This is a genomic window from Janthinobacterium sp. FW305-128 (assembly GCF_020858135.1).
Taxonomy (GTDB): Bacteria; Pseudomonadota; Gammaproteobacteria; order Burkholderiales; family Burkholderiaceae_D; genus Janthinobacterium.
Map to the genome: position 1 here is coordinate 69168 of NZ_JACYMK010000011.1, position 25015 is coordinate 94182.

A 25015-nucleotide genomic window follows, 5' to 3' on the forward strand; every position below is an offset into this window, starting at 1 on the left:
CGCCGCTTTTAACAATAGGGCGCTGAGGTGTAGCCTAGCTCCGCCAGCTGCGCGGCGATGGCGTCATCGCGCGTTTTCCTGCCGGTGCGCAGGCGCGCATGCGTCAGGGACGCGGGCAATCCATGCGCCAGCAACGCGTCGATGTCGAGCATGGTCCCGGATGCCGACAACTGGCGCAGGGCGGGCAAGGCGGCCAGGCCGGGCAGGCTGTCGAGCGTCTTGCAGGTGTGCAGGTTCAGGCGTTCGAGCAAGGGATTGGGCCCCAGCGCGATCTGCCGCAGCTTGATCTGGTCTTCCACCCATAGCGCCTGCAGCAGCGGGAAACGGCCGATATCGCCCAGCGTTTCCAGACCGCGCACGCGTATCACTTCCAGTTTCCTCAACAGCGGCGCCTCGATGTGGGCGAGCGATTCGCGGCCGCCCAATTGCAGCAGCAGCCTGTCCAGGCGGCTCATCTCCGAGATGAAATCCAGCGGCACGGTGTTCTTGATGCGGTACAGCGACAGGTCATGCAGCGCCGGCAGGCTGGCCAGGGTCTCGATATGCTGGCTGTGGCCTTCGATGATGAGGCTGGCCAGGTGCGCATACTGGCGCAGGGGCGCCAGGTCGATATTGTTCCTGGCAGATTCGCCCAGGTTCAGGTATTCGAGGGCGCGCAAATTGTCCAGCTGCAGGATGTCGGCTTGCCCTAGTTCGTACACGCCCAGGCTCAGGCGCTTCAGGTGGCGCAGCTCGCCCAGGGTTTCCAGATACAGGGCGTTGCGGTGGCAGTCGATGGACAGGCTGGCCACATGCGGCAGCGCGCGCAGGATGCGGGTATCGAACACCCTCGGGTCGTAGCCGTAGATGCGGATGGTCAGCGCCGTGCCGCAAGTGGCGGCCAGGGCGTCGAGGTCGGCCAGCAGCGGCGTTGGCTCGCCCAGGGTATTGAACTGCACCAGCACCTCTTGGCCGCCCGCGATGGCGGCGCGGATCGCCCCGGCATCGATGCGCTCGGGGTTCTGGATGCACTGCGGCTGTCTTGCTTGCGTCATTGTCACAGTCCTATCGGGTAGTCGACTTTCCTGGGAGGAGGGCAGCCTTCCGGTCCCGGGAACGTCTGCTTGCCCGTGTCGTCGTAGCGCTTGCCGCACTCGACGAGCACGCGCTTGCGGAAGGTGTAGATGCTGGCCACCTTGCCGTTCGGGTGGTAGCAGATATTGTCGCCATCGCGGTCGGCAGAAGCGTAGCTGATCATGGTCTGGCCATTCACCGTGCGCGTGCTGTGGCCGCTGCGCGGCTCCGTGCATTTGAGCTGGCCGCTTTCATAGTATGCGTTGACGACGGAGGTGTCGGCGGCGCGGTCGACCAGCAGTTCATCCTTGCGCTTGCCGTTCGGGTAGTTCGAATAGCCTTCCTGGCGCTGGCCGTACTGGAAGGCATAGTAGTACTGCGGCTTGCCGTCCGGGTAGTACATGTGGTGGTACTCGCACACGTCGTCGCGCGTGCTGCCGTACTCCTTGAAGGTGCAGCGGTGGATGTCGTTGAGCAGCTGGCCGTCTTCATAGTATTCGCGCAGGTGCGTGAGCAGCCTGCCCTGGTCGATGACGGCCAGGCGTTCCGGCTTGCCGTTCGGGTAGTAGCGCGCATCGAGGCCCTGCTTCTTGCCGTTGTCCCACAAGGTATCGAGGCGCAGGATCTTGCCGCTGTCGTCGAACGCCTGTTCGCGCCCGTCCAGCTGGCCGTTGCGGTAGGTGGCCGTGTAGACCACGTATTCCTTGCCGGCCGGACCCAGGTAGCGCGTGCGGCTGCCATCAAGCACGCCGGCCTGGTAATGGTCGCGCACGCGCAGCGCGCCTTGCGCATCCGTGTCGATGGCTTCGCCCTGTTTTTTGCCTTTCACGAAAGTGACGCTTTGCGTGACACCGTCCTTGAGCTTGAGCTTCCACGGCCCGTCGCGCAAGCCGTCGATAAAGCTGCCGTCGCCGTCTTCCGTGATCCACGCGCCGTGGCGCGCGCCGTTGACGTAGTTGCCGCGCGTGCGCACTTTGCCGCCCATGCGGCGTTCGTGCGGGCCGTTCAGCTGGCCGTCCGCGTAGGTATCGAAGCCCGTCACTTCCTCTTCATCGGCATAGTTGACGACCGTCCAGCGGCCTTCGCGCTTGCCGGCCCGGTACATGCCGCTCTCGCTCTGTTTGGGATAATTGAAGTACCAAATGCCTTCCTGCAGCCCGTTGACGAAATGGCCTTTTTCGCTGCCTTCGTGCATGCCTTCGCGCACCCACAGTCCCTGGCGCTTGCCCTTCGCGTACTGGCCCCGCTCGACCACCGAGCCGTCGTCCCAGGCCAGGCTGTAGATGACGGACGGACCGTCTTCGCTGCCCGTGAACTGCTGCGGCGCCGTCTCCCACGTCACTTGCCACAGGCGGTAATTTGGCAGGATGCCGGCGCCGGCGTCGCTGTACAGCGTGTAGCTGGCGGTGAGAAAACGCTCGCCTTTTTTCAGGAAGGTTTTCTTGTAGGTGATGGCATCCTTGCCGCCGGGCGCCACGGGCTTGCCGTCATCGCTGTAGTAGCCGACGATCGTGCCTTGCGTATGGTCGATGGCGTCGAAGTCCGCATTGCCGCTCTTGCCGCGCGCGACGCTGTAGTCCATCGGCGCCAGCTTGGCCAGCGCGGCCTTGACCTGGCCCGCGTTGGGAGCGGCGCTTTGCGCCACGATGCGGTTCAGGGCCGGCTGCAAGCCGTCGAGGCGCCGGTACTTGCCGGAGCTGCGGTGGTAGCGGTAGGCGCGCAGGCCGTTCTTGCCGTCCTGGCGGAACAGCACCAGCATGGTTTGCACGCTGGTATCCGATTCCTTGTCCAGCGACGCATAGAAGACGGAGCGGATGACGGCGTTGCCGAACTGGTCGAGCAGGAAGGTTTTCGAAGCGCTGTTCGTGCACTCGCAGTAATAGCCGTTGACGCCCTCTTTTTCCTTGAGAAAAGCGATGTCGAGGCCGCTGTCCTGCGATGCCGTGATGGCGGGATGGGCGAGGGTCTTGCCTTCGTAGAAGGGCGCGCCGTGGGCGAGGGCGGAGCAAAGCAGCAAGGGCAGGAGGACTGGCAAGAGCGGACGTTTCATCGTGAGGCTGGCGCCGGGGCGCCGCAATGGAAAGGCCACGATTCTGCCTGCGTTCTTACTTGTGGGCAAATGCGGGCGCGTCTATCGTGCGCGCGTGCGTGCCCCGGTTCAGGGCTGGTGCGCGGCGCAGAAGTCCAGCAGCAGCTGTTCGCCGTCCGGCCAGGGGCCGTAGCCGGCGTCGCCATTGATATGGCCGGCGTCGCCGATCATGGTGAAGTCGCTGCCCCAGGCGGCGGCAAACGCGCGCGCCCGCGCGAAGCTGACGTAGGGATCATCGCCGCTGGCCACTACCAGGCTGGGAAACGGCAAGGCTTGCAGCGGCATGGGAGAGAACCCCGTGGTGCCGGACGGGTAGGACGGCGCTTCCACATCACTGGGGGCGACGAGGAAGGCGCCGGCGATCCTGTGCGGCGAGCCGCTGGCCGCCCAATGGGCCACCAGCGTGCAGGCCAGGCTGTGCGCGGCCAGCACGGGCGCCCGCTCGCAGGCGGCGATGGCGCGGTCGAGCTCCGCCACCCATTCGTCCTTGTCCGGCGTCTGCCATTCCCGGTGCGGCACGCGCGACCATTGCGGGTGGCGCGCTTCCCAATGGGTTTGCCAGTGCTGCGGCCCGGAATTCCACAGGCCGGCCAGGGTCAGGACGAGAGGCGACATCGAGGCTCCTTAAGTTATAACTCAGTGCGCAGGGCGAATAGTTCCGGGAACAATACCACGTCGAGCATCTTGCGCAAATAGCTCACGCCCGCCGTGCCGCCCGTGCCCGTCTTGAAGCCGATGATGCGCTCGACCGTCGTCACGTGGCGGAAGCGCCAGAAGCGGAAGGCCGTTTCCAGGTCGACCAGCTTTTCGGCCAGTTCGTACAGGGCCCAGTGTTTCGACGGGTCGCGGTAGACTTCCAGCCAGGCCGCCTTGACCGAGGCGTCGGAGGCGGTGGGAAGGGTCCAGTCGGCGTCCAGGCGCTCGGGAGCGATATGCAAGCCGCTGCGCGCCAGCAGCTTGATGGCTTCGTCGTAGACGGACGGCGTGCGCAGGGCGGCGTCGAGCACCGTGTAGGTATCGGGCGCCGTCGTGTGCACGTTGAGCAGGGCGGCGTTCTTGTTCCCCAAAATGAACTCGATTTCACGGTACTGGAAGGACTGGAAGCCGGACGAGGCGCCCAGGTAGGGCCGGATCGCCGTGTATTCGGGCGGCGTCATGGTGGCCAGCACGTCCCAGGCATGGACCAGCTGGTCCATGATGCGCGCCACGCGGGCCAGCATTTTAAACGCGGGCGCCAGGTCGCCGCTTTGCAGGTTGGCGCGCACGGCGTGCATTTCGTGCAGCATCAGCTTCATCCACAATTCGCTGGTCTGGTGCTGCACGATGAACAGCATTTCGTTGTGGTTCGGCGACAGCGGATGCTGGGCCGTCAGGATGCGGTCCAGCGCCAGGTAGTTACCGTAGCTCATCGATTCGCTGAAATCCATCTGCGCGCCATGCCACTGCGCATCCTGGCCGCCGGCATGCATGGGGCAGCCGCTGCTGTTTTCTTCTTTGCTCATGGTGTTCTCTTGGTCCGGGGTCAGGTGACGGCATCGCGCTTGGCGGCGATGTCGTAGTCTTGGGTATCGAGGATGTCGCGCAGGATTTCCACCGCGTCCCACACGTCGGCAAAGCTCGTGTACAGGGGCGTGAAGCCGAAGCGCATGATGGCCGGCTCGCGGTAGTCGCCGATTACGCCGCGAGCGATAAGCGCCTGCATCACGGCATAGCCGTGCGGGTGCGTGAAGCTGACCTGGCTGCCGCGCCGTGCATGCTCGCGCGGCGTGACGAGGCCCAGCGGATGGCTGGCGCAGCGCTGTTCCACCAGCGCGATGAACACATCCGTCAGGGCCAGCGACTTGCGGCGGATGGCTTCCATGTTCGTTTGCGCAAAGATATCGAGGCCGCATTCGACGAGTGCCAGCGAGACAATCGGCTGCGTGCCGCACAGGGCGCGCGCGATGCCGTCGGCCGGCGTGTAGCCCGGGTCCATGGCAAACGGCGTGGCGTGGCCCCACCAGCCGGACAAGGGCTGGCGGAAGCGCGCCTGGTGCTTTTCCGGCACCCAGATGAAGGCGGGCGAGCCGGGGCCGCCGTTCAGGTATTTATAGGTGCAGCCGACGGCCAGGTCGGCGCCGGCGCCGTTCAGGTCCAGCGGCACAGCGCCGGCCGAATGGGCCAGGTCCCACAGCGCCAGCGCGCCTTGCGCGTGGCAATGGATGCTGATGGCGGCCATGTCGTGCTGGTAGCCGGTGCGGTAATTGACGTGCGTGAGCATGGCGACGGCGCAATCGGCATCGATGGCTTGCGCCAGTTCATCCGGACTGTCGACCAGGCGCAGCTGGTAACCGCGGTCGAGCCAGGCGGCCAGGCCTTGCGCCATGTACAGGTCGGTGGGGAAGTTGCTGCGTTCGCTGACGATGATGCGCCGCGAGGCCTGCGCGGGATCGCTGGCCTGCATCTGCAGGGCGGCGGCCAGGGCCTTGAACAAGTTGACGGAGGTGGTGTCGGTGATCACCACTTCGCCAGTCTGCGCGCCGAGCAGCGGGGCCAGGCGGTCGCCCAGGCGCTTGGGCAGGTCGAACCAGCCGGCCGTATTCCAGCTGCGGATCAGGTCCGTGCCCCATTCGGCCGTGATGACGTGCTGGGCGCGGGCCAGCGCCGCTTTCGGCCGCGCGCCCAGGGAATTGCCGTCGAGGTAAATCACGCCTTGCGGCAAGTCGAATTGCTGGCGCAGGGGCGCCAGGGGATCGTCGAGGTCGCGCGCGCTGCAGTCATGTCGAGAAATCATGGTGGCTTTCATGTTGATACTTATCTCAATGGCGCAATATTGTTTGAAGCTTAAAGTATTGTGCGGGAGCAGGCAGTGTAGCAAATCCGCGCCGGAAAGCGGAATTTCCACCCTGGCTGCAGCGTGAAAAGAGCCTGCCTGTGGGGCGTCAACGAAAAAAATCACGATTTTTAAAAATATTTCCAAATCACCCTAAAGTTTCGCCAGACGCCGCCGTCAACGATTACATGAACGGTGTCAAACCGGCCAAAAAAGAATGCGGGTCTTTGAAATATTTTTCGAAAAAGCCCTAAAGTTCCTGCCAAGGCGGCCGTTATCTAGGTAGACAGGCTTGATTCCGATCAAGTTGTTGTAAAAAAGTGATATTTTTTACAGGCCCAAAGTCGGGTAAACCCGCCGCAGAGCCAACCTCCCACATCCGCGCCGTTGCTGGCGTGCGACCATGATCGAGCAGTGTTTGTCAGACAAACACCTACGATCCCATCCGCTATTGCCCGACCAAAAATACAGCGCTACGCCTCTGTTGCATTTAATGTTGCTCCTGCAGAATGTATCTCACTGGCAACACACAACGCCAGCTGAATTCAACGGATTGAGGAGATGGAAATGACTGCTAACGACATGATGGCTGAGATTCGCGACGCTAACCTGAGCTACCTGATGCTGGCCCAGCAAATGATTCGTGCGGACAAGGTAACGGCCATCTTCCGTTTGGGCATCGCCGCCGACATCGCCGAACTGATCGAAGGCATGAGCAATGCGCAGATCCTCAAGCTCGCTGGCGGCAACATGATGCTGGCCCGCTTCCGCTTTGACGACAGCGCCATCCTGGGCATGCTGACGAACTACAATAAAGACCGCTCGCTGGCCCAGTCGCACGCTGCCATCCTCATGGCCGGCCAAGGCGTCGAAGAAATCGCTTAAGGTTGCCATCAAACGTCCATGGCGGCGTTGCATTGCCCTGAACATTTTGCCGGCAACCTTTCAGTCAGTATCAGTTAGTCAGTATCAGTCAGTCGCGGAGTACACAGCATGGCCAAGAAAAGTGTCGTATCGGAAGCGCAGGAAATCCAGCTGGCCATCGAATTGATACAGCTGGGCGCACGCCTGCAACTGCTGGAGACGGAAGTCTCGCTGTCGCGCGAGCGCCTGCTGAATCTGTACAAGGAATTGAAGGGCGTCTCGCCGCCCAAGGGCATGCTGCCGTTTTCCACCGACTGGTTCCTCACCTGGCAACCGAATATCCATTCCTCGCTGTTCATCAACATCCATAAATTCCTCGTCGACCACGCGGGCGCCACGGGCATCGAAGCCGTGATGAAGGCGTATAAGCTGTATCTGGAACAGATGCCGCCCGAAGCGGGCGAAGAGCCCCTGCTGTCGCTGACGCGGGCCTGGACCCTCGTGCGCTTTTTCAGCAGCAAGATGCTGGACATGGCGCCCTGCGGCAAGTGCGGCGGCAAGTTTGTCGTCAATTGCCTCGACCTGAACGCCGATTATGTGTGCGGCCTGTGCCACATGCCTTCGCGCGCCGGCAAGACCAAGAAGGCGCGCGATGAAGCGGCCGCTGTTGCGCCGGGCGCGGTTGTCTGAGCCCTGCATAAGACAGTAAATAAGCCGGAGCCGGTCGCCTGACCGCACTCCGGCTTTTTCATGTCGTCATCGCTTACACTGGCGTTTTCCTTCTCTGACTACCCCATGCTGCAACAAATCCTGCGCGCGCCCGCGCTCAAGGCCATCCTGATCCAGGTGCTGGCCTTTCCCTTGATGTTGCTATTGGTATATGGCTTGGCGCGCGCGGGCGTGGCCATGTCGCTGCCGGCCGTGGCGCTGGTGCAGGGCGTGCTGGCGGCGCTTATTACCTGGCGCGCGGGCCTGGCCCGCTGGTGGTGCGCCATCGGCCTGCTGTTTGCGCCCGCCTTGCTGGGCGCCAGCCTGCTTGACTGGCCTCCGGCCGTGTTCCTGGCGGCCTTTGTTTTCCTGTTGAGCCTGTACTGGTCCACGTTCCGCACGCAAGTGCCGTTTTATCCGTCGGGGCCGAAGGTGTGGCAGGCCGTGGCCGAGCTGATCGCGGACCGTCCCGGCGTGCGCCTGGTCGATATAGGCAGCGGCCTGGGCGGCCTGGTGCTGGACCTGGCGCGGCGCCGGCCCGACGGGCAGTTTTCCGGCATCGAGCTGGCGCCGCTGCCCTGGCTGGCCAGCCGCTTGCGCGCGCGGATGGCGGGCAGCCGCGCGCGCTTCCTGCGCGGCGATTACGAAGCGCTCGACTTCGGCCGCTACGATGCCGTGTTTGCCTACCTGTCGCCGGCGGCGATGGCGGCCCTGTGGAATAAGGCGGAAAAGGAAATGTTGCCCGGTAGCATGCTTCTTAGTTACGAATTCCGGATTGCGGCACGCGAGCCCGATAAGACCATCGCCGCCACAGAGGGTGGTCCTTTGCTTTACATATGGTGCTTTTAAGCAATTGTCTGCGTTATTTGCTTGCCCGTGGGGCAATCTCACGTTATTGTAGTTCCACACGGCATTTTCTCGGATTTGCATTGAAAAGCAGCACATTTCAATTAACTTCCGGTTGCTTTTTTGCCGCAGTCTTTACCGGCGGCGCAGCCGCCAAAAGACAGGAACAGGTTTGAACATGCCGCGCATACAGCCGCGGCCATTATTGGGAGTCAGGGCACTTGTTAGTCATAATCGGATACATCATCGTCTGCGCCTCGGTCTTTGGCGGCTTCGCAATGGCCGGCGGCCATCTGGCGGCGCTGTTCCAGCCGCTGGAGTTGCTGATGATCGGCGGCGCCGCCCTGGGCGCCTTCCTTGTTGGTAACAATAACAAGGCCATCAAGGCAACGATCGCCGCCTTGCCCAGCCTGTTCAAGGGATCGCGCTATACCAAAGACCTGTACATGGAACTGATGTCGCTGTTGTTTGAAGTGCTCAGCAAGGTGCGCAAGGAAGGCTTGATGTCGATTGAAGGCGATATCGACAAGCCGGAAGAGAGCCCGCTGTTTTCCAAGTATCCGGCGGTGCTGGCCGACCACCACATCGTCGAATTCATGACCGATTACCTGCGCCTGATGGTATCGGGCAATATGGATGCCTTCCAGATTGAAAACCTGATGGACAACGAAATCGAGACGCACCATCACGAAGGCGCCGTGCCGGCCCATGTGATCGCCAAGGTGGGCGACGGCTTGCCCGCGTTCGGTATCGTCGCCGCCGTGATGGGCGTGGTGCACACGATGGAGTCGGTGGGTATACCGCCGGCCGAGCTGGGCATGCTGATCGCGCACGCGCTGGTCGGCACCTTCCTCGGCATCTTGCTGGCCTATGGTTTCGTCGGTCCGCTGGCCAGCCTGCTGGAGCAGAAGCTGGAAGAGTCGAGCAAGATGTTCCAGTGCGTGAAAGTGACGCTGCTGGCCAGCCTGAACGGCTATGCGCCGGCGCTGGCCGTGGAGTTCGGCCGCAAGGTGCTGTTCTCGACCGAGCGCCCGACGTTCAATGAGCTGGAAGACCACATCAAGAAATCGAAAACGAAGTAAGCAGTGAATATACGCCTGGACACCATGAGTCATTTGCAGCACACGGAAGGGGGACGCCATGGCCGATGAAGGCATGCGCCCGATTATCGTCAAACGTATCAAGAAGACGGCTGGCGGACACCATGGCGGGGCGTGGAAAATCGCCTACGCCGACTTTGTCACGGCCATGATGGCCTTCTTCCTGCTGATGTGGCTGCTCGGCTCCACCTCGAAGGGCGACTTGAACGGCATTTCCGAATTCTTCAAGACGCCGTTGAAAGTGGCCATGGCGGGCGGCTCCGGCAGCGGCGAAAGCAATTCCGTGATCCAGGGCGGCGGCCAGGACCTGTCGCGCCAGGATGGGCAGGTGCGCAAGGCGCAGGAAGAGCAGCAGCGCAAATCGTTCGACCTCAATTCCGCCAAGGCGGCGCTCGAACGCGAGGAAGGCAAGCGCCTGCAGGCGCTCAAGGCGCGCATCGAAGCGACCATCGACGCCAATCCCCTGCTGAAAAAATACAAGAACCAGCTGCTGCTCGATATTACCAGCGAAGGCTTGCGCATCCAGATCGTCGACGAGCAGAACCGTCCGATGTTTGCGCTCGCCAATGCGAACCTGCAACCGTACACCAAGGAAATCCTGCACGCCATCGGCTCCGTGCTCAATGAAGTGCCGAACCGCATCGGCCTGTCCGGCCATACGGATTCGACGCCCTATATGAGCGATGCAGGCTACAGCAACTGGGAATTGTCGGCCGACCGCGCGAATGCGTCGCGGCGCGAACTGGTGATCGGCGGCATGAAGGAAGAAAAAGTCTTGCGCGTGGTGGGACTGGGCTCGGCCGCCCACCTGGACAAGCTCGATCCCTTCAATCCGATCAACCGGCGCATCAGCATCATCGTCATGAACAAGCGCACGGAGGAAAATGTCTTGCGCGATGGTTCGGCGATCGAGCTGCCGGTGACCGATGCCGCTTCCGCCGCTGTCGCTTCAGGGCTGGCTGCCGGTGCGCCGCCCGCGGCGGCGCCAGTCCCGGCCCCGGCAGCGGCGAAAAAATAACACGCAAGGCTGTCGACGCGTGGTGTATTGAAACAATGAGACCTTTATGACAAGAAAGAAAATACTTGGCTCGCATGTAAAACGCCTGCTGTCTGGCGTGTCGGACCATGGCCGCAAGCACTTGACGGAGGTGGAAACCGACCTGGTGCAGACCGGCATCTTGCTGGAAGAGGCGATCGAGAAGCTGTCCTTCAATTTCATGGCGATACACGCAGCCGTCGCTGCGCAGCAAGACACTATCGCGCTGCTGCTCGACGGCGGTATTCCGGCCGAGCAGCAGCGCGAAAAACTGCTGGCGTTGCAGGATGAGGTGGGGGGCTATGTGAATGCCGCCATCACCAGCATGCAGTTTCAGGACATGACCAGCCAGCTGATCGAGCGCACCCTGAAGCGCGTGACGGGCTTGCGCGAGTTCCTCGGGACCCTGGGCGAGCATGGCGCGGAGATGTTGCCGGAGAGCGACAATGAAGAAATTGTCGCCTTGCTGGGTCGGGTCAGCATGGCGCTGGCGATTCAAAGCCTGGAGTTGCGCAGCGTGCTGCGCAAGGCTGTCAGTCAACAGCATTTGGAAAGCGGCGACATCGAGCTGTTCTAGCATGCCAGTGCGGAGCGCTTGTGGTCGCATGGATTGATTAATCAAATACTCGGGCAGGATGCCCGGAATAAGTGGGAGCAAAGATGGCCAAAACGATACTTGCAGTGGACGATTCCAGCTCATTGCGCCAGATGGTGGCGTTCAGCCTGAAAGCCGCCGGTTACCAGGTGGTGGAGGCCGTGGACGGCCAGGACGGACTGGAAAAAGCCAAGCTGCAAACCGTAGACCTGGTATTGACGGACCAGAACATGCCGCGTATGGATGGCCTGGAACTGATCAAGCTGCTGCGTGAATTGCCGACCTACCAGAAGGTGCCCATCCTGATGCTGACGACGGAGTCGTCGGACGAGATGAAATCGAAAGGCCGTGCCGCCGGCGCCAATGGCTGGCTGGTCAAGCCGTTCGATCCGCAACGCCTGATCGAAGTGGTCAAGAAGGTGATCGGCTGATGCCAGCCGCGCAGCGCAATGATGCAATTGACGGAGTCACCCTATGACCATCGATATTAGCCAGTTTTTTCAGGTCTTTTTCGATGAGGCCGAAGAACTGCTGGCTGAAAAAGAACGGCTGCTGCTGGCCGTTGATATTGCGGCGCCCGACGCCGAAGATCTGAATGCCATTTTCCGCACCGCCCACTCGATCAAGGGCGGCGCATCGACGTTCGGCCTCTCCGACATGAGCGAGGTGACGCACATCCTCGAGTCGCTGCTCGACCGCATCCGCCAGGGCCAGATGGCCCTGACGGCGGAACACGTCGACGCCTTTTTGGCGGCCAAGGACATCCTCAAGATGCAGCTCGACGGCCATCGCCTGGGCAGCGCCGTCGACCAGGATGCCGTGGCCAACGTGCGCATGATGCTGCAGTCGTTCTCGCAGGACGTGCCCGTGGCCGCGCTCACGCCCGTCGCGCCGGCCTTCCACACGGCGGAAAAGGCCGCCGTCAGCCATGCCGGCGGCCACCGCATCCGCCTGGAACTGCCGGCCATGGAGCCGCGCGAAGTCGATGCGCTGGCGGCCGAACTGGGCTTGCTGGGCGACGTCGCCGTAACGAGCCTGCCCGACGCGCGCAAAGTGCTGGAAGTGACGACGCATGAAAGCCTGGACGATATCCTGGCCATCTGCTCGTTCGTGCTCAATCCCGACGACATGGTGATCACGCAGGCGCCGCCACTGGCGCCAGGCGAGGCCGAAGCGGCCCGCGCGGCGCAGGAAAAGGCGCAAGGTTACGGTTTCTTCGACCCGCTGCCAGGCACTCCTGGCGCGCCGGGCGCGGCCGATCCCGGTTACGGCTTCTTCCAGCCGATCGAGGATATCCGCGCCGCCGCCGGCGTGCAGAGCGACGCCGAACAGGGTTACGGATTCTTCCAGCCCCTCGAACAGATTCGCGCAGACGCGGCCAAGGCGGGCAACGCCAGCGCTGCCGCCGCGCCGGCCGTGGCGAACGCCGTGGCCGAAGCGGAGCAGGAAAAGAAACCGGCCAAGAAAGAGGGCGACAAGGCCGGCGCCGAATCGTCGTCGATCCGCGTCTCGATCGAAAAAGTCGACCAGCTGATCAATCTGGTGGGCGAACTGGTGATCACGCAGGCGATGATCGAGCAGCGCGCCAGCGCGCTCGATCCGATGCTGCATGAAAAACTGCTCGACAGCGTCAGCCACCTGACGCGCAACACGCGCGACTTGCAGGAAGCGGTGATGTCGATCCGCATGATGCCGATGGATTTCGTCTTCTCGCGCTTCCCGCGCATGGTGCGCGACCTGGCGACGAAACTGGGCAAGAAGGTCGACTTCATCACCAATGGCGCCGCCACGGAACTGGACAAGGGCCTCATCGAGCGCATCGTCGATCCGCTCACGCACCTGGTGCGCAACAGTATCGACCATGGCGTGGAAATGCCGGCCGCCCGCGTGGCCGCCGGCAAGACCGAGGCGGGACGTCTGTTCCTCTCGGCCAGCCACCAGGGCGGCAACATCATCATCGAAGTATCCGATGACGGCGCGGGATTGAACCGCGAGCGCATCCTGGCCAAGGCTGCGCAGCAGGGCCTGGACGTGTCCGAGTCGATGAGCGACGCCGACGTGTGGCAGCTGATTTTCGCACCCGGCTTTTCCACCGCCGAAGCGGTCACCGACGTGTCGGGCCGCGGCGTGGGCATGGATGTCGTCAAGCGCAATATCAGCGCCATGGGCGGCGTCGTCGACATCCGTTCGGCCAAGGGTTTCGGCACGACGATTTCCATTTCGCTGCCGCTGACCCTGGCCATCCTGGACGGCATGTCGATCCGCGTTGGCGACGAGGTGTATATTTTACCGCTGGGCTTTGTCATCGAATCGCTGCAGCCAGCCGTTGAGGACATCAAGGACATCAGCGGCAAGGGGCAGGTGGTGAAAGTGCGCGGCGAATATCTGCCCTTGATTCCGCTGTACCAGATGTTCGACATCGCGCCGCGCTTTACCAGTCCCTCGGAAGGCATCTGCGTGATCCTCGAGACGGAAGGACGCAAGGCGGCCCTGTTTGTCGACGACCTGGTGGGGCAGCAGCAGGTCGTGGTGAAAAACCTCGAATCGAATTACCGCAAGGTGGTGGGCATTTCCGGCGCCACCATCCTGGGTGATGGCGGCGTGTCGCTGATTCTCGATGTCGCCGCCCTCATCCGTTCCTCTCGCCAGCTGGCCGACGAGTCCATTTTTTCGTAATACCGATAGATAAAGATAGGAAAACGCACCATGTCAGATACTCAACAAACATCCGGAAGCAATGCGGGCGACGGCAAGGACATCGCCGGCCGTGAATTCCTGGCCTTCACCCTGGGCTCCGAAGAGTACGGCATCGATATCCTGAAGGTCCAGGAGATTCGTGGTTACGAAGCGGTCACCCGCATCGCCAACGCGCCTGAATTCATCAAGGGCGTGATCAACCTGCGCGGCATCATCATCCCGGTGGTCGACATGCGCATCAAGTTCAACCTGGGCACGCCCGTGTACGACCAGTTCACGGTGGTGATCATCCTGAACATCGGCGGCCGTATCGTCGGCATGGTGGTCGACAGCGTTTCCGACGTCACCACCCTGACGCCGGAGCAGGTCAAGCCGGCGCCGGAAATGGGCACAGCCTTCTCGACCGACTACATGATCGGCCTGGGCACCATCGACGAGCGCATGCTGATCCTGGTCGACATCGATAAGCTGATGTCGAGCAGCGAGATGGGCCTGATCGACAAGCTGGCGGCTTAAGCGGCAGTTTTACCACGCAAAGAATCACTACAGATATGCATGTACCGGCGCGGGAAAGTAATCCTCTGGAAATTATTGTGAATTTATGACGAACAGAACCGGATGCTGTGCAAGGCGCCCGCAGCGACGCAGTGCGAGCACTGCTAGCTGCGGGCAACACCGCACAGCGCCGGTTATGGAAGTCAGAAATCATAATAATTTATTGGGGGTTACTTGCCAGAGGCGCGCCGGCAGGCTGCAAGGTCCGACAGAGACCCGGCCACAACACGGCGCCGTCCGGTTGAACGGGCGCCGTTCACATAAATATTGGAGACTGTAATGAGTTTGCGCGATTTCAAGATAGGCACCCGGCTGGGGATAGGTTTCGGCAGCATTCTCGCCATCCTGGTGGTGGTGATCGTTTCGGCGAATGCACTGAATTACCGTAACAAGGCCCAGCTGCTCACGGGGCTGGAGCTGGCAAGCGAAAAGAATACGCAGGCGTCGCAGATGAAAAGCGCGATGCTGGAAACCGGTATCGCCATGCGCAATATCGGCCTGCAGGGCGATGTGAGCCTGATGCAGGCGGAAGAGGGCAAGGTGCGCGAGCAGCGCAAGCTGTACGACGGCGCCCGCGGCAAGCTGGCCACCCTGGGCCTGTCCGATGGCGAGAAGGCGCTGCTGGCCAATATCGCCAAGATCGACGGCGAAGTCGATGCCGCCTTCAAGGAAGCGATGGGACAGGTGCTGGCGTTTAACAGCGAGGGCGCGGCGAAGGTGATCGCCACCCGCATCGATCCCTTGAACAAGACGACCCTGGCCGATATCAACAAGCTGCTCGACTTGCAGCACGTGGCGCAGCAAAGCTTCATGGATGACTCGCTGGCGGCCGATGCGCGCCTGATGATGGTACTGTTCATCCTGGGCGGCGCGGCCGTGGCGATCGGCGCCTGGTGCGCCATCTTCATCACGCGCTCGATCACGGTGCCATTGTCCGGCGCAGTGGCCGTGGCGCAGAAGGTGGCGGCCGGCGAGCTGACAGCACGCGTGGTGGTCGAAGGCAAGGATGAAACGAGCGCGCTGCAGCAGGCGCTCAAGGACATGAACGAGAGCCTGGTGCAGACGGTCAGCGACGTGCGCACCGGGACGGACACCATCACCGTGGCGTCGCGCGAGATCGCCAGCGGCAATGCGGACCTGTCGGCGCGCACGGAAACGCAGGCCAGTTCGCTCGAAGAGACGGCGTCGTCGATGGAAGAGCTGACGTCGACCGTGAAGCAGAACGCGGACAACGCGCGCCAGGCCAACCAGCTGGCAGTGTCGGCGTCGTCGGTGGCGGAGCAGGGCGGCAAGGTGGTGTCGCAAGTGGTCGATACCATGGGTTCCATCAAGGACAGTTCGCGCAAGATCGTCGACATCATCGGCGTCATCGACGGCATTGCGTTCCAGACGAATATCCTGGCGCTGAATGCGGCCGTCGAAGCGGCGCGCGCAGGCGAGCAGGGACGCGGTTTTGCGGTAGTGGCGTCGGAAGTGCGCAATCTGGCGCAACGATCGGCCGGCGCGGCGAAGGAAATCAAGGGCTTGATCGGCGACTCGGTCGACAAGGTCGATGCCGGCAGCCGCCTGGTGGACGAGGCGGGGCAGACAATGGGTCTGATCGTCACGTCGATCCGGCAGGTGGCCGACATCATGGGCGAGATCACGGCGGCGACGCAGGAGCAGAGCCACGGCATCGAGGAAGTGAACCAGGCCATCGCGCAGATGGACCAGATGACGCAGCAAAATGCGGCGCTGGTCGAGGAAGCGGCGGCGGCCGCCGAAAGCATGCAGGACCAGGCGCAGAAACTGGCCGACGCCGTCAGCATCTTCAAGCTGGACGGCGAGAGCGCGGCGCCGGCAGCCATGCCCGCGTCCGCGCCCGTGGTCAAGGCGGCGGCACGGCCGGCGCCTGGCGTGGCGGCAACTACACGGCGGGTGGCAACGGCGGCGCAGGCCGGCACGCCACCGCCCGCGAAAAAGCTGGCGGCGGCCGGCGGCGACGATTGGGAAGAGTTCTGACGCCAACCCGGTCCCGCTAGTTATACTTGCAAAGGCATTGGTCAGAGTAGTCATAGAGAGGTAAAAACAAAATGCCGCAAACTAAAACGGATTCGGTCAAGGAATTTGATTTCACTGGCAAGGACTTCGAACGGGTCCGCGCCATGATTTACAAGCGGGCCGGCATCGCGCTGGCCGACAGCAAGCAGGAGATGGTCTACAGCCGCCTGGCCAGGCGGCTGCGCGCGACCGGCATCTCCTCGTTCGTCCGCTACCTGGACGACCTGGAAGCGGGCCGCATGGGCGACGAGTGGGAAGCGTTCACGAATGCGCTGACGACCAACCTGACGTCGTTCTTCCGCGAGGCGCATCACTTCCCGCTGCTGGCCGAGCATGTGAAAAAACTGAGCGGGCCGATCACTATCTGGTGTTCGGCCAGTTCCACCGGCGAGGAGCCGTATTCGATCGCCATGACGGTGTGCGAGGCGTTCAATACGCTCACGCCGCCCGTCACCATCATCGCCACGGACATCGACACGAATGTGCTGGCCACGGCCGCCAATGGCGTCTACAACCTGGACCGGCTCGACAAGATGCCGGCCGACCGTGCGCGGCGCTTTTTCTTGCGCGGCAAGGGCGACCGCGAAGGGCAGGTGCGGGTGCGTCCTGAACTGCGCCAGATGATCACCTTCAAGCCGCTCAACCTGCTGGCCGACGGCTGGCCATTGACGGGCCAGTTCGACGTCATCTTTTGCCGTAACGTGATGATTTATTTTGACAAGGCGACGCAGCGCAAGATCCTCTCGCGCTTTGTGCCGTTGATGAAACCCGATGCCCTGCTGTTCGCGGGCCATTCGGAGAATTTTCTGTACGTGTCGGATTCACTGAAGCTGCGCGGTAAAACAGTCTATGAGCTCGACCAGCCTCGGGGCGCCGCGCCCAAGGCACCGTCGCATCGTACATGAGAGTGAAATATGAGCCTGGAATCCAAAGAGCAATTCGCCACTAACGTCTATTACGACAGGACGTTCAACTGTGACGCCGCCAAGATCTTGCCTGGTGAGTATTACTTTACCAACAAGGACATGCTGATCGTCACCGTGCTCGGCTCCTGCGTCTCGGCCTGCATCCGCGACCGTGTCACGGGCCTGGGAGGCATGAACCACTTCATGCTGCCCGATGGCGGCAGCGATCCGAACAGCCCGATTTCCGCGTCGATGCGGTATGGCACCTACGCCATGGAAATCCTGATCAACGATTTGCTGAAGGCGGGCGCGCGGCGCGAGAACATGGAAGCGAAAGTGTTCGGCGGCGGCGCCGTGCTGCGCGGCTTCACGGCGATCAACGTCGGTGAGCGCAACGCGGCTTTCGTCATTAATTATCTGAAGGCGGAAAAGATGCGCGTGGTGGCGGAAGACCTCAACGACATCCACCCGCGCAAGGTGTATTTTTTCCCCCGCAGCGGCAAGGTGCTGGTGAAAAAGCTGATGCAGACGCATAACGATACGCTGGTACGCCGCGAACTCGATTACGCCAGCCGCCTCAAGGTCGCGCCGGTGGGCGGCGAGGTCGAGCTGTTCTGATACATATCGGACCAAACCTGCTGCGCACCGCGTTGTGCGGCTTGCGGCAGTGTGGTCCGGGTACTAATTTAATAAGAAACAAGGGCCGCAAGGCCTGGAAGGATAACTATGAAGATCAAAGTATTGATCGTGGATGATTCGGCGCTGATTCGCAGCGTCATGACGGAAATCGTAAACAGCCAGCCCGACATGGAAGTGGTGGGCGCGGCGCCCGATCCGCTGGTGGCGCGCGAGATGATCAAGCAGACCAACCCCGACGTGCTGACCCTCGATGTCGAGATGCCGAAGATGGACGGCCTGGACTTCCTGGAAAAGCTGATGCGCTTGCGCCCGATGCCGGTGCTGATGGTGTCGTCGCTGACCGAGCGCGGTTCGGAAATCACCATGCGCGCGCTGGAGCTGGGCGCCGTCGATTTCGTCACCAAGCCGAAGATTTCCATCCAGAGCGGCATGCGCGAGTACACGGACATGATCGCCGACAAGATCCGCGCCGCCTCGAAGGCGCGCATCCGCGCGCGCACCCTGCCGTCGGCCGGCGACAAGGTGGCCGCGCCGCTGCCTGCGCTGCGCAGCCCATTGACGTCGAGCGAAAAGCTGATCATCGTGGGCGCCTCGACGGGCGGCACGGAAGCGATCCGCGAATTTCTCATGCAGATGCCGTCCGATTGTCCCGGCATCCTGATCACGCAGCACATGCCGGAAGGCTTTACGCGTTCGTTCGCGCGCCGCCTCGATTCGCTGTGCAAAATCTCGGTGCAGGAAGCGGCGGGCGGCGAACGCGTGCTGCCTGGCCACGCCTACATCGCGCCCGGCCATTCGCACCTGACCCTGACGCGCAGCGGCGCCAACTACATGACCAAGATCGACCAGGGTGAACCGGTCAACCGCCACCGTCCGTCGGTCGATGTGCTGTTCCGTTCGGCCGCGCAATCGGCGGGTAAAAATGCCGTCGGCGTGATCCTCACGGGCATGGGCAAGGACGGCGCACAAGGCATGTTGGAGATGAAGGCCGCAGGAGCGTATAATTTTGCGCAGGACGAAGCCAGTTGCGTGGTGTTCGGCATGCCGCGCGAGGCGATCGCTGTCGGCGCTACGCATGAGGTCGGTGCTCTGACGGCGCTGCCTGGCATGGTACTGGGACACCTGGCGGCGCATGGTATGCGTGCTTTGCGCGTGTAAGCCACGTTTTATATGATCTGAGGCAAGTTTGTTCGCCTAAAAGCAACGAAAATGCTATCCTACAACTTGCTGCCGTAGTGTCGACCATAATGTCGGCATTCATGTCGATATTATTAACAAACCGCTACAGAAACAACGGAGTTATTCATGGCTGATCCAAAGATGAAATTTTTAGTCGTTGACGATTTTTCGACGATGCGCCGCATTGTCCGGAATCTGTTGAAGGAACTGGGTTATGCCAACGTCGATGAGGCGGAAGACGGCGTGATGGGCCTGGCCAAGCTGCGCGCGGAATCGTTCGATTTCGTCGTGTCGGACTGGAACATGCCGAACATGGATGGCCTGACGATGCTGCAGCATATCCGCGCCGATCCCGCACTGGCCAAGCTGCCCGTGCTGATGGTCACCGCCGAAGCGAAGAAGGAAAACATCATCGCCGCCGCGCAAGCTGGCGCCAGCGGTTATGTCGTCAAGCCGTTCACGGCAGCGACCCTCGATGAAAAGCTGAACAAGATTTTCGAGAAGCTGGAAAAAGCCGGCGCTTAAGCGCACTGCCCGACCGGGCCGGCCGCCGCGTTTTGCGGGGCGGTGCTGCCATGTAAAAAACGCTGCCCGTGCAAACCGGCAGCGTTTTTTTTCGTCCTCGTGCTTACCCGCTTAAACCTGAACATGGGTGGCCAGCAGGTTGTCGATGCCGATGTCGTGGGCAAGGTGAATGCCTGCCTGCGTGACCACATGCGATACTTTTGGAACCATCATTAGTTTAATACCGCATGCTTTCAACACTGCCTTTCCTGATTTGACAAAGATCGAATGGCAGCGAGATTGACCATTATAAGCATGGTTCCCAGCTAAGATTATCCATGGCGGTTTCCACCTGGAGGTCGAAGTGTACGATCAACGATTTCGTATTTGCTATTGTGCATGCGCCCTCGTTCCTTTTTTGCTAGTCGGGTGTACGCACTTCGCGGTTGAGGACTGTCCAAATAATGTATTGGGAAACAATGAGCAAGGCTCGGCCAGGCTACGAACCTCGCATTACCGAGTGATGCTGGCAGACCCTGCGGCAGCGGCTGCCAGATTTCTACCGTATGCGATTATGTCGGCATATGCTTACAAAGCTGGCGTGGATTGCCCGAATAAGGAAAGCAGGACGGGTGTGTCCGATTTGCAGTCAGCTGAGCTCCTCGGTTGGCTCACGTCTGCAAGCGATAGATCGAGTGCGTGGCAGATGGAAACGGCAGTCGGCATGCGAGATGCCGGCAGTCCCGTCAAGTTTGGATGTGAAGACTCTACTGGTCTGATGTTTCATGTATGGCACCGTAAATTCGACAATCAAGAGCATGTTGTGATTGCATTTCGCGGCACTAACGGCAAAGGCGACTGGTTATATGGTAATTCCTGGTGGTTTAGTCGTGCCTTTAATGCTGATAATCAGCTATCTCGGGCACGTACACACTTTACCGAAATCATGCGTTACTTTGACCAGAAGGCGCTGGCAGAAAGTGCTCCTTCACCCCGGTATGTGACCACGGGGCACTCATTGGGAGGTAGTTTGGCGCAGCATCTGCTGTATGCATTTCCTGGCCGCGTAGAGCAAGCCATCGTTTTTGCCTCCTCTTCTGTTACCGGCTTCGCGGATCCCTCAATTTCACGCGCTGACCGGATTCGTGCGTGCTCATGCCTGCCCGAATTAGATCCTGAAGCGCGCATTATTCGGGTATATCAAACATATGAAATTTTGGCGAACATGCGTCTCTTTCATAAGATATTCCTTCCCCCAGAGCGGCACGTGCAAGAAGTTCGCTTTCCGTTTGAGTCCTCATGGAGTCCAGTGTCGAGGCATGGGATTTATGAATTTACGAGTAAATTGAGACTGGCCAGCGGTGTGCGCAGATCGGATGAAGTAGGAAACCGCTGGTTTGCAAGCAAAGACGATGTGTGTACCGCTCAATTGATCAGCAAACAATTGAACAGTTGTTTGGCAGTCGCTCAACCTGGCAGCAGCATGATATGCCCTCAATAGAGGATCGTTTGAGCAAATGCAAAACAAGTTTCTGTTCAAGAATTGCATCCCCATATGCGATATTCCAACGCCTTGTATTGGTCGCATTATCTCAATGGAGATGCTAGGCCGCAGCATTAAACTGTAGCTGAAGCACGCAATGTGCAGCAGGGTTTGACTGGTGCTACACCAGGCCGCCATTCGCGCGCAGGGTCTGGCCGTTGACCCAGCGGCTATCAGGACCCGCCAGGAAGGCCACGGCGGCGGCGATGTCTTCCGGCGTGCCCAGGCGTTCGAGGGGCGCCATCTTGCTCATGCGTTCTATCGTTTCTTCCGTCTTGCCGTTCAAGAACAGGGCCGTGGCCGTGGGGCCGGGGGCGACGGCGTTGACGGTGATGTTCTTGCCGCGCAATTCCTTGGCGAAGATAGCCGTCATCGTCTCGATGGCCGCCTTGCTGGCGCCGTAGACGGCATAGCCGGGCAGGGCCAGCCCGATCACGCTGGTCGAGAAGTTGATCACGCTGCCGCCGTGGCGCAAGCGCGTCGCCGCTTGGCGCATGGTGTTGAAGCTGCCCTTGACGTTGATGGCGAACAGGCTGTCGAAGGTGGCGTCGTCCGTGTCGGCCAGGGCCGGCAGCGCGGGAGGCATGATGCCGGCGTTGTTGACCAGCACGTCGACGCCGCCGAAGGCCGTCTCGGCCGCATCGAACAAGGCTTGCACGTCGCCCGCATCGGCCACGTTGGCCTTGACGGCGATGGCGGCGTCGCCTTCGGCCGCGATGGCCGCCACCAGCGCGTCCGCCGCCTCCTTGTCGCTGGCGTAATTGACGACGACCTGCATGCCGTCGCGCGCCAGGCGGCGGGCGATGGCCGCGCCGATGCCGCGCGAGGCGCCCGTGACGATGGCGACCTTGGCGGAATGGGATGCTGTGTTCATGGTGTTCTCCTATCGTGGTGGAGGCCCGCATGGGCCAGTGCAGACATTGTGATCTTTATCGATACATGGATAAAGATGGCGATATTGATTTCAATGTACAAATTCCATTAGCAATGATTGTTGGCCTCGCTGGTATGGACGAGCGTGCTCGCACTAACTGCAAGTAATTGCGCAAAGGAATGAAATATTTCCAATAGTTAACTTTACACGTCAAATGATTTGGCCCATGATCGCTGCAGTATTCCCCCTTTGTCCCCGACCCCGACAAGAAGGAGCGCACGATGCGCCGAGCACCCGTATTATTTTTCGCCCTGAGCACGGCCCTGTTGGCGGCCTGTGGCGTGAGCCTTGAACAAACCGCCGTTGCGCCTGTCGCGTCTGTCGAAATGCAGGAGCCGCCCGCGCAGTCGCCTGCCGAAGCGGATGGCCGGCATGCCTATCTGCACCGCGTGGGTGGCCAGGATTATGTCAGCCTGAGCCAGCACGGCTCCGAGGGCGGCTTGCCGATCCTCACGGGCACGCAGCGCCATGCGCGCGCAATCCGCCTGCTGGCGGCCGATCCGGCCCAGGTGCGGGCCATCCTGCGCAGCCTGAGGCTGCCTGCGAACCAGCGCAAGCTGTGGGCGGGCGAGGAAATCGTGCTCGACGCGGCAAGCTATGACATGTTGCAAGCGGCACGCGGCAGCAACAAGCCGCTGTTTGCCGAGCTCAAGCTGGTAGGGATGGAGAAGTAGGTAAAGCAACGGGGCCGAATGGCCCCGCTGTGACTGCATTTAAAACATCTGACAAAACCGTAGCGAGCGGCAGAGAGTTGTGGCCGAGAAGCGGAGCTGTGCTTTAGCGCAGTGAGCATCGCAGGCCGCAAATCGCGACGCGCAGCAGGTTTTGTTGTATGTTAAATTTCCAGGTTGTCGATGAGTCTGGTCTGCCCCAGCTTGGCGGCGGCCAGCACCACCAGCGGTTCGCCCGCGGCCAGTTCGGCGGCGCTCGGCGCCTGCAGGTTGGCGCGCTTGCGCACGGCGATGTAGTCCGATTTCCAGCCGCGGCTGTTCAATAGCTGCATGCTGGCCTGTTCCAGTTCGCCCACGGCCAGGTTGCCCTTGCGCACTTCCTCAGCCACGAAATTGAGGCCCTTGAACAGTTCCGGCGCTTCCGCCCGTTCGCTTTCCGACAGGTACATATTGCGCGAGGACAGGGCCAGGCCGTCGTCGGCGCGGTAGGTTTCGGCGGCGATGATTTCCGTCGGCAGGGCGAACTGGCGCGCCATGTTGCGGATGATCATCAGTTGCTGGTAATCCTTCTTGCCGAACACGGCCACGCGCGGACCCACGCACGAAAACAGCTTGGTGACGACCGTGCACACGCCTTCGAAGAAGCCGGGGCGGAATTCGCCTTCCAGGGTATTGCCCAGGTCATCGGGCGGGCGCACGCGGTATTCCTGCGGCTCCGGGTACAGTTCCTTTTCCGTCGGCGCGAACAGCACGTACACGCCTTCCTTTTCCAGCTTGGCGATGTCGGCCGCCATGGTGCGCGGATATTTCTCGAAATCCTCGTTCGGCCCGAATTGCAGCCGGTTCACGAAGATCGAGGCGACGACGGGGTCGCCATGCTTGCGCGCCAGGCGCATCAGCGACAGATGGCCTTCATGCAGGTTGCCCATGGTGGGGACGAACGCCGTGCGCAGCTGTCCGCTGAGCTGGTCGCGCAATTCTTCAATGTCGGAAATAATTTTCATGGATTGCTTTCGCTAAAACCCCGTTGTACGGTGGTCAGTGACAAAGGGAAGGGGTCAGGCGGGCGAATAGGCCAGCCGGACGTAGATGGGGGCAAACGGTTCTGCCTGCGTGATTTCGATCAGGGTTTCCTTGGCCAGTTCCAGCAAGGCCACGAAGTTGACCACCACCACGGGCACGCCGCCGGCAATGTCGAACAGATCGCTGAATTCGAGGAAGCGCGACGATTGCAAATGGCGCAAAATGCTCGACATGTGCTCGCGCACGGACAGTTCCTGGCGGCTGATGCGGTGATGCTGGGTCAGCTTGGCGCGCTTCAGCACGTCGAGCCACGCCTGCTGCAGGTCCACCGGTTCCACGTCGGGCCAGGTGGGCGTCAGGCTTTGCTCGATGAAAATCTGCGTGCGCACGAAATCGCGCTCGAACTGTGGGATGGCGTTCAGGTCGTAGGCGGCCAGCTTGATCTGCTCGTACTCGAGCAGGCGGCGCACCAGTTCGGCACGGGGGTCGCCGCCATCTTCCTCGACGTCGCTCTTGCGCGAAGGTAAGAGCATGCGCGACTTGATCTCGATCAGCATGGCCGCCATCAGCAGATACTCGGCGGCCAGTTCCAGGTTGCGCACGCGGATCTGGTCGACATATTTCAGATATTGCAGGGTCACCTGCGCCATCGGAATATCGAGAATGTTGAAGTTTTGCTTGCGGATCAGGTAGAGCAGCAAGTCGAGCGGGCCTTCGAAGGCTTCGAGGAAGATTTCCAGCGCGTCCGGCGGAATGTACAGATCCGTCGGCATGCGCATCATGGGCTCGCCATACAGGCGGGCGATGCCCAGCGGGTCAGCGGCGGGCGCCGCCTCCGTTACCGTCGTTGCAGATGCTGCAGGGTCACCGCTGCCGTCGCCATCGGCGACAGGTGCGGGCGACTCGATGACTGCGCCGGCACCGGAAGCGTCGGCTTCCGGCGTGACTGCAGACTCTTCAGGCAACATCGTGCCGGTTCCAGATCTTAGTTCTTGTTCTGGTAAACGTAAGCCTGTTGCTTGACGGCCGACGCCAGCTGGCGTTCCTGCTCATCGATGCTGACGGCCGGCTTGTCCCACAGCAGGGCGCGGCCCGCTTGCTGGCCCGCTTCCATGCCAGGGTTCTTGGCCTTCAGTTCGGCGATGAACAAGGTGTGGTCGGATACGTAGTTGTTGTGTTTTGCAGGCAGTTTCATATTCTCTTCTGAGTGTCTTATGGGTAA

Annotated in this window: 26 protein-coding genes; 16 read left to right on the top strand and 10 right to left on the bottom strand. The window is 61.3% G+C overall.

Annotated features, from left to right (window positions below; all coding sequences use genetic code 11):
• Positions 1–8: 8 nt before the first annotated feature.
• From IGS60_RS21640 to kynU, 5 genes are all read right to left on the bottom strand, one after another.
• Entirely contained in the window at positions 9–1034 is a 1026-nt protein-coding gene (locus IGS60_RS21640) for a hypothetical protein (RefSeq protein WP_230506180.1), read from the bottom strand.
• Between the two features lie 2 nt (positions 1035–1036).
• Complete coding sequence (locus IGS60_RS21645; protein WP_230506181.1) at positions 1037–3142, bottom strand: toxin-antitoxin system YwqK family antitoxin; 2106 nt, start codon at positions 3140–3142, stop codon at positions 1037–1039.
• Between the two features lie 69 nt (positions 3143–3211).
• Positions 3212–3757 carry an alpha/beta hydrolase gene (locus IGS60_RS21650; RefSeq protein WP_070219811.1) on the bottom strand — a complete coding sequence of 182 codons (546 nt, stop codon included), beginning with the start codon at positions 3755–3757 and terminating at the stop codon, positions 3212–3214.
• A 14-nt stretch (positions 3758–3771) separates the two neighbouring features.
• Positions 3772–4644, bottom strand: a complete 873-nt coding sequence (gene kynA, locus IGS60_RS21655; RefSeq protein WP_070312344.1) for a tryptophan 2,3-dioxygenase — start codon at positions 4642–4644, stop codon at positions 3772–3774.
• A 20-nt stretch (positions 4645–4664) separates the two neighbouring features.
• Entirely contained in the window at positions 4665–5915 is a 1251-nt protein-coding gene (gene kynU / locus IGS60_RS21660; RefSeq protein WP_230506182.1) for a kynureninase, read from the bottom strand.
• A gap of 606 nt (positions 5916–6521) precedes the next feature.
• Here kynU and flhD point away from each other — a divergent pair.
• From flhD to cheY, 14 genes are all read left to right on the top strand, one after another.
• Positions 6522–6839 (top strand): flagellar transcriptional regulator FlhD, encoded by a 318-nt coding sequence (gene flhD, locus IGS60_RS21665; RefSeq protein WP_010396649.1) that lies wholly within the window; start codon positions 6522–6524, stop codon positions 6837–6839.
• 108 nt (positions 6840–6947) lie between these two features.
• Positions 6948–7508, top strand: coding sequence for a flagellar transcriptional regulator FlhC (gene flhC / locus IGS60_RS21670; protein ID WP_070219809.1), 561 nt, complete (start codon positions 6948–6950; stop codon positions 7506–7508).
• Positions 7509–7613: 105 nt separating this feature from the next.
• Entirely contained in the window at positions 7614–8375 is a 762-nt protein-coding gene (locus IGS60_RS21675) for a class I SAM-dependent methyltransferase (RefSeq protein WP_070288863.1), read from the top strand.
• A 218-nt stretch (positions 8376–8593) separates the two neighbouring features.
• Positions 8594–9454, top strand: a complete 861-nt coding sequence (gene motA / locus IGS60_RS21680; protein ID WP_070219712.1) for a flagellar motor stator protein MotA — start codon at positions 8594–8596, stop codon at positions 9452–9454.
• 58 nt (positions 9455–9512) lie between these two features.
• Positions 9513–10490 carry a flagellar motor protein MotB gene (gene motB / locus IGS60_RS21685; protein ID WP_046684787.1) on the top strand — a complete coding sequence of 326 codons (978 nt, stop codon included), beginning with the start codon at positions 9513–9515 and terminating at the stop codon, positions 10488–10490.
• A 46-nt stretch (positions 10491–10536) separates the two neighbouring features.
• Complete coding sequence (locus tag IGS60_RS21690; RefSeq protein ID WP_070219714.1) at positions 10537–11085, top strand: chemotaxis protein; 549 nt, start codon at positions 10537–10539, stop codon at positions 11083–11085.
• Positions 11086–11168: 83 nt separating this feature from the next.
• The gene (locus tag IGS60_RS21695) at positions 11169–11534 is read left to right on the top strand and encodes a response regulator (RefSeq protein WP_034758362.1); all 366 of its coding nucleotides are present in this window, start codon (positions 11169–11171) and stop codon (positions 11532–11534) included.
• A 43-nt stretch (positions 11535–11577) separates the two neighbouring features.
• On the top strand, positions 11578–13779 hold the full coding sequence (gene cheA, locus IGS60_RS21700; RefSeq protein ID WP_230506183.1) for a chemotaxis protein CheA: 2202 nt from the start codon (positions 11578–11580) through the stop codon (positions 13777–13779).
• Between the two features lie 30 nt (positions 13780–13809).
• Complete coding sequence (locus IGS60_RS21705) at positions 13810–14316, top strand: chemotaxis protein CheW (RefSeq protein ID WP_034758356.1); 507 nt, start codon at positions 13810–13812, stop codon at positions 14314–14316.
• 318 nt (positions 14317–14634) lie between these two features.
• On the top strand, positions 14635–16356 hold the full coding sequence (locus IGS60_RS21710) for a methyl-accepting chemotaxis protein (RefSeq protein WP_230506184.1): 1722 nt from the start codon (positions 14635–14637) through the stop codon (positions 16354–16356).
• 71 nt (positions 16357–16427) lie between these two features.
• On the top strand, positions 16428–17300 hold the full coding sequence (locus tag IGS60_RS21715; RefSeq protein ID WP_070219720.1) for a CheR family methyltransferase: 873 nt from the start codon (positions 16428–16430) through the stop codon (positions 17298–17300).
• Between the two features lie 9 nt (positions 17301–17309).
• A complete protein-coding gene (cheD, locus tag IGS60_RS21720) occupies positions 17310–17918 on the top strand; it encodes a chemoreceptor glutamine deamidase CheD (RefSeq protein ID WP_034758343.1) in 609 nt (202 codons plus the stop codon).
• 108 nt (positions 17919–18026) lie between these two features.
• Entirely contained in the window at positions 18027–19097 is a 1071-nt protein-coding gene (locus tag IGS60_RS21725; protein ID WP_035826603.1) for a chemotaxis response regulator protein-glutamate methylesterase, read from the top strand.
• 147 nt (positions 19098–19244) lie between these two features.
• Positions 19245–19643 carry a chemotaxis response regulator CheY gene (cheY, locus tag IGS60_RS21730; protein WP_026132837.1) on the top strand — a complete coding sequence of 133 codons (399 nt, stop codon included), beginning with the start codon at positions 19245–19247 and terminating at the stop codon, positions 19641–19643.
• 111 nt (positions 19644–19754) lie between these two features.
• Here cheY and IGS60_RS28400 read toward each other — a convergent pair whose 3' ends face one another.
• On the bottom strand, positions 19755–19883 hold the full coding sequence (locus tag IGS60_RS28400; protein ID WP_268994162.1) for a hypothetical protein: 129 nt from the start codon (positions 19881–19883) through the stop codon (positions 19755–19757).
• A gap of 445 nt (positions 19884–20328) precedes the next feature.
• Between IGS60_RS28400 and IGS60_RS21735 the strand changes: the two genes are divergently transcribed.
• Entirely contained in the window at positions 20329–21123 is a 795-nt protein-coding gene (locus IGS60_RS21735) for a hypothetical protein (protein WP_230506185.1), read from the top strand.
• 163 nt (positions 21124–21286) lie between these two features.
• Here the strand turns inward: IGS60_RS21735 and IGS60_RS21740 are convergent, their stop codons facing one another.
• Positions 21287–22039 carry a glucose 1-dehydrogenase gene (locus IGS60_RS21740; RefSeq protein WP_230506186.1) on the bottom strand — a complete coding sequence of 251 codons (753 nt, stop codon included), beginning with the start codon at positions 22037–22039 and terminating at the stop codon, positions 21287–21289.
• Positions 22040–22320: 281 nt separating this feature from the next.
• On the opposite strand from IGS60_RS21740, the gene IGS60_RS21745 reads away from it, so the two are divergent.
• A complete protein-coding gene (locus IGS60_RS21745) occupies positions 22321–22773 on the top strand; it encodes a hypothetical protein (protein WP_141750004.1) in 453 nt (150 codons plus the stop codon).
• Between the two features lie 161 nt (positions 22774–22934).
• Here IGS60_RS21745 and panC read toward each other — a convergent pair whose 3' ends face one another.
• Genes panC through IGS60_RS21760 form a run of 3 tightly spaced genes read right to left on the bottom strand, consistent with a single transcriptional unit; the run spans position 22935 to position 24988 of the window.
• A complete protein-coding gene (gene panC, locus IGS60_RS21750; RefSeq protein ID WP_070219724.1) occupies positions 22935–23774 on the bottom strand; it encodes a pantoate--beta-alanine ligase in 840 nt (279 codons plus the stop codon).
• Positions 23775–23828: 54 nt separating this feature from the next.
• A complete protein-coding gene (locus IGS60_RS21755; protein ID WP_230506187.1) occupies positions 23829–24761 on the bottom strand; it encodes a ScpA family protein in 933 nt (310 codons plus the stop codon).
• Positions 24762–24778: 17 nt separating this feature from the next.
• A complete protein-coding gene (locus IGS60_RS21760; RefSeq protein ID WP_034778041.1) occupies positions 24779–24988 on the bottom strand; it encodes a DUF3460 family protein in 210 nt (69 codons plus the stop codon).
• Positions 24989–25015 lie beyond the last annotated feature (27 nt).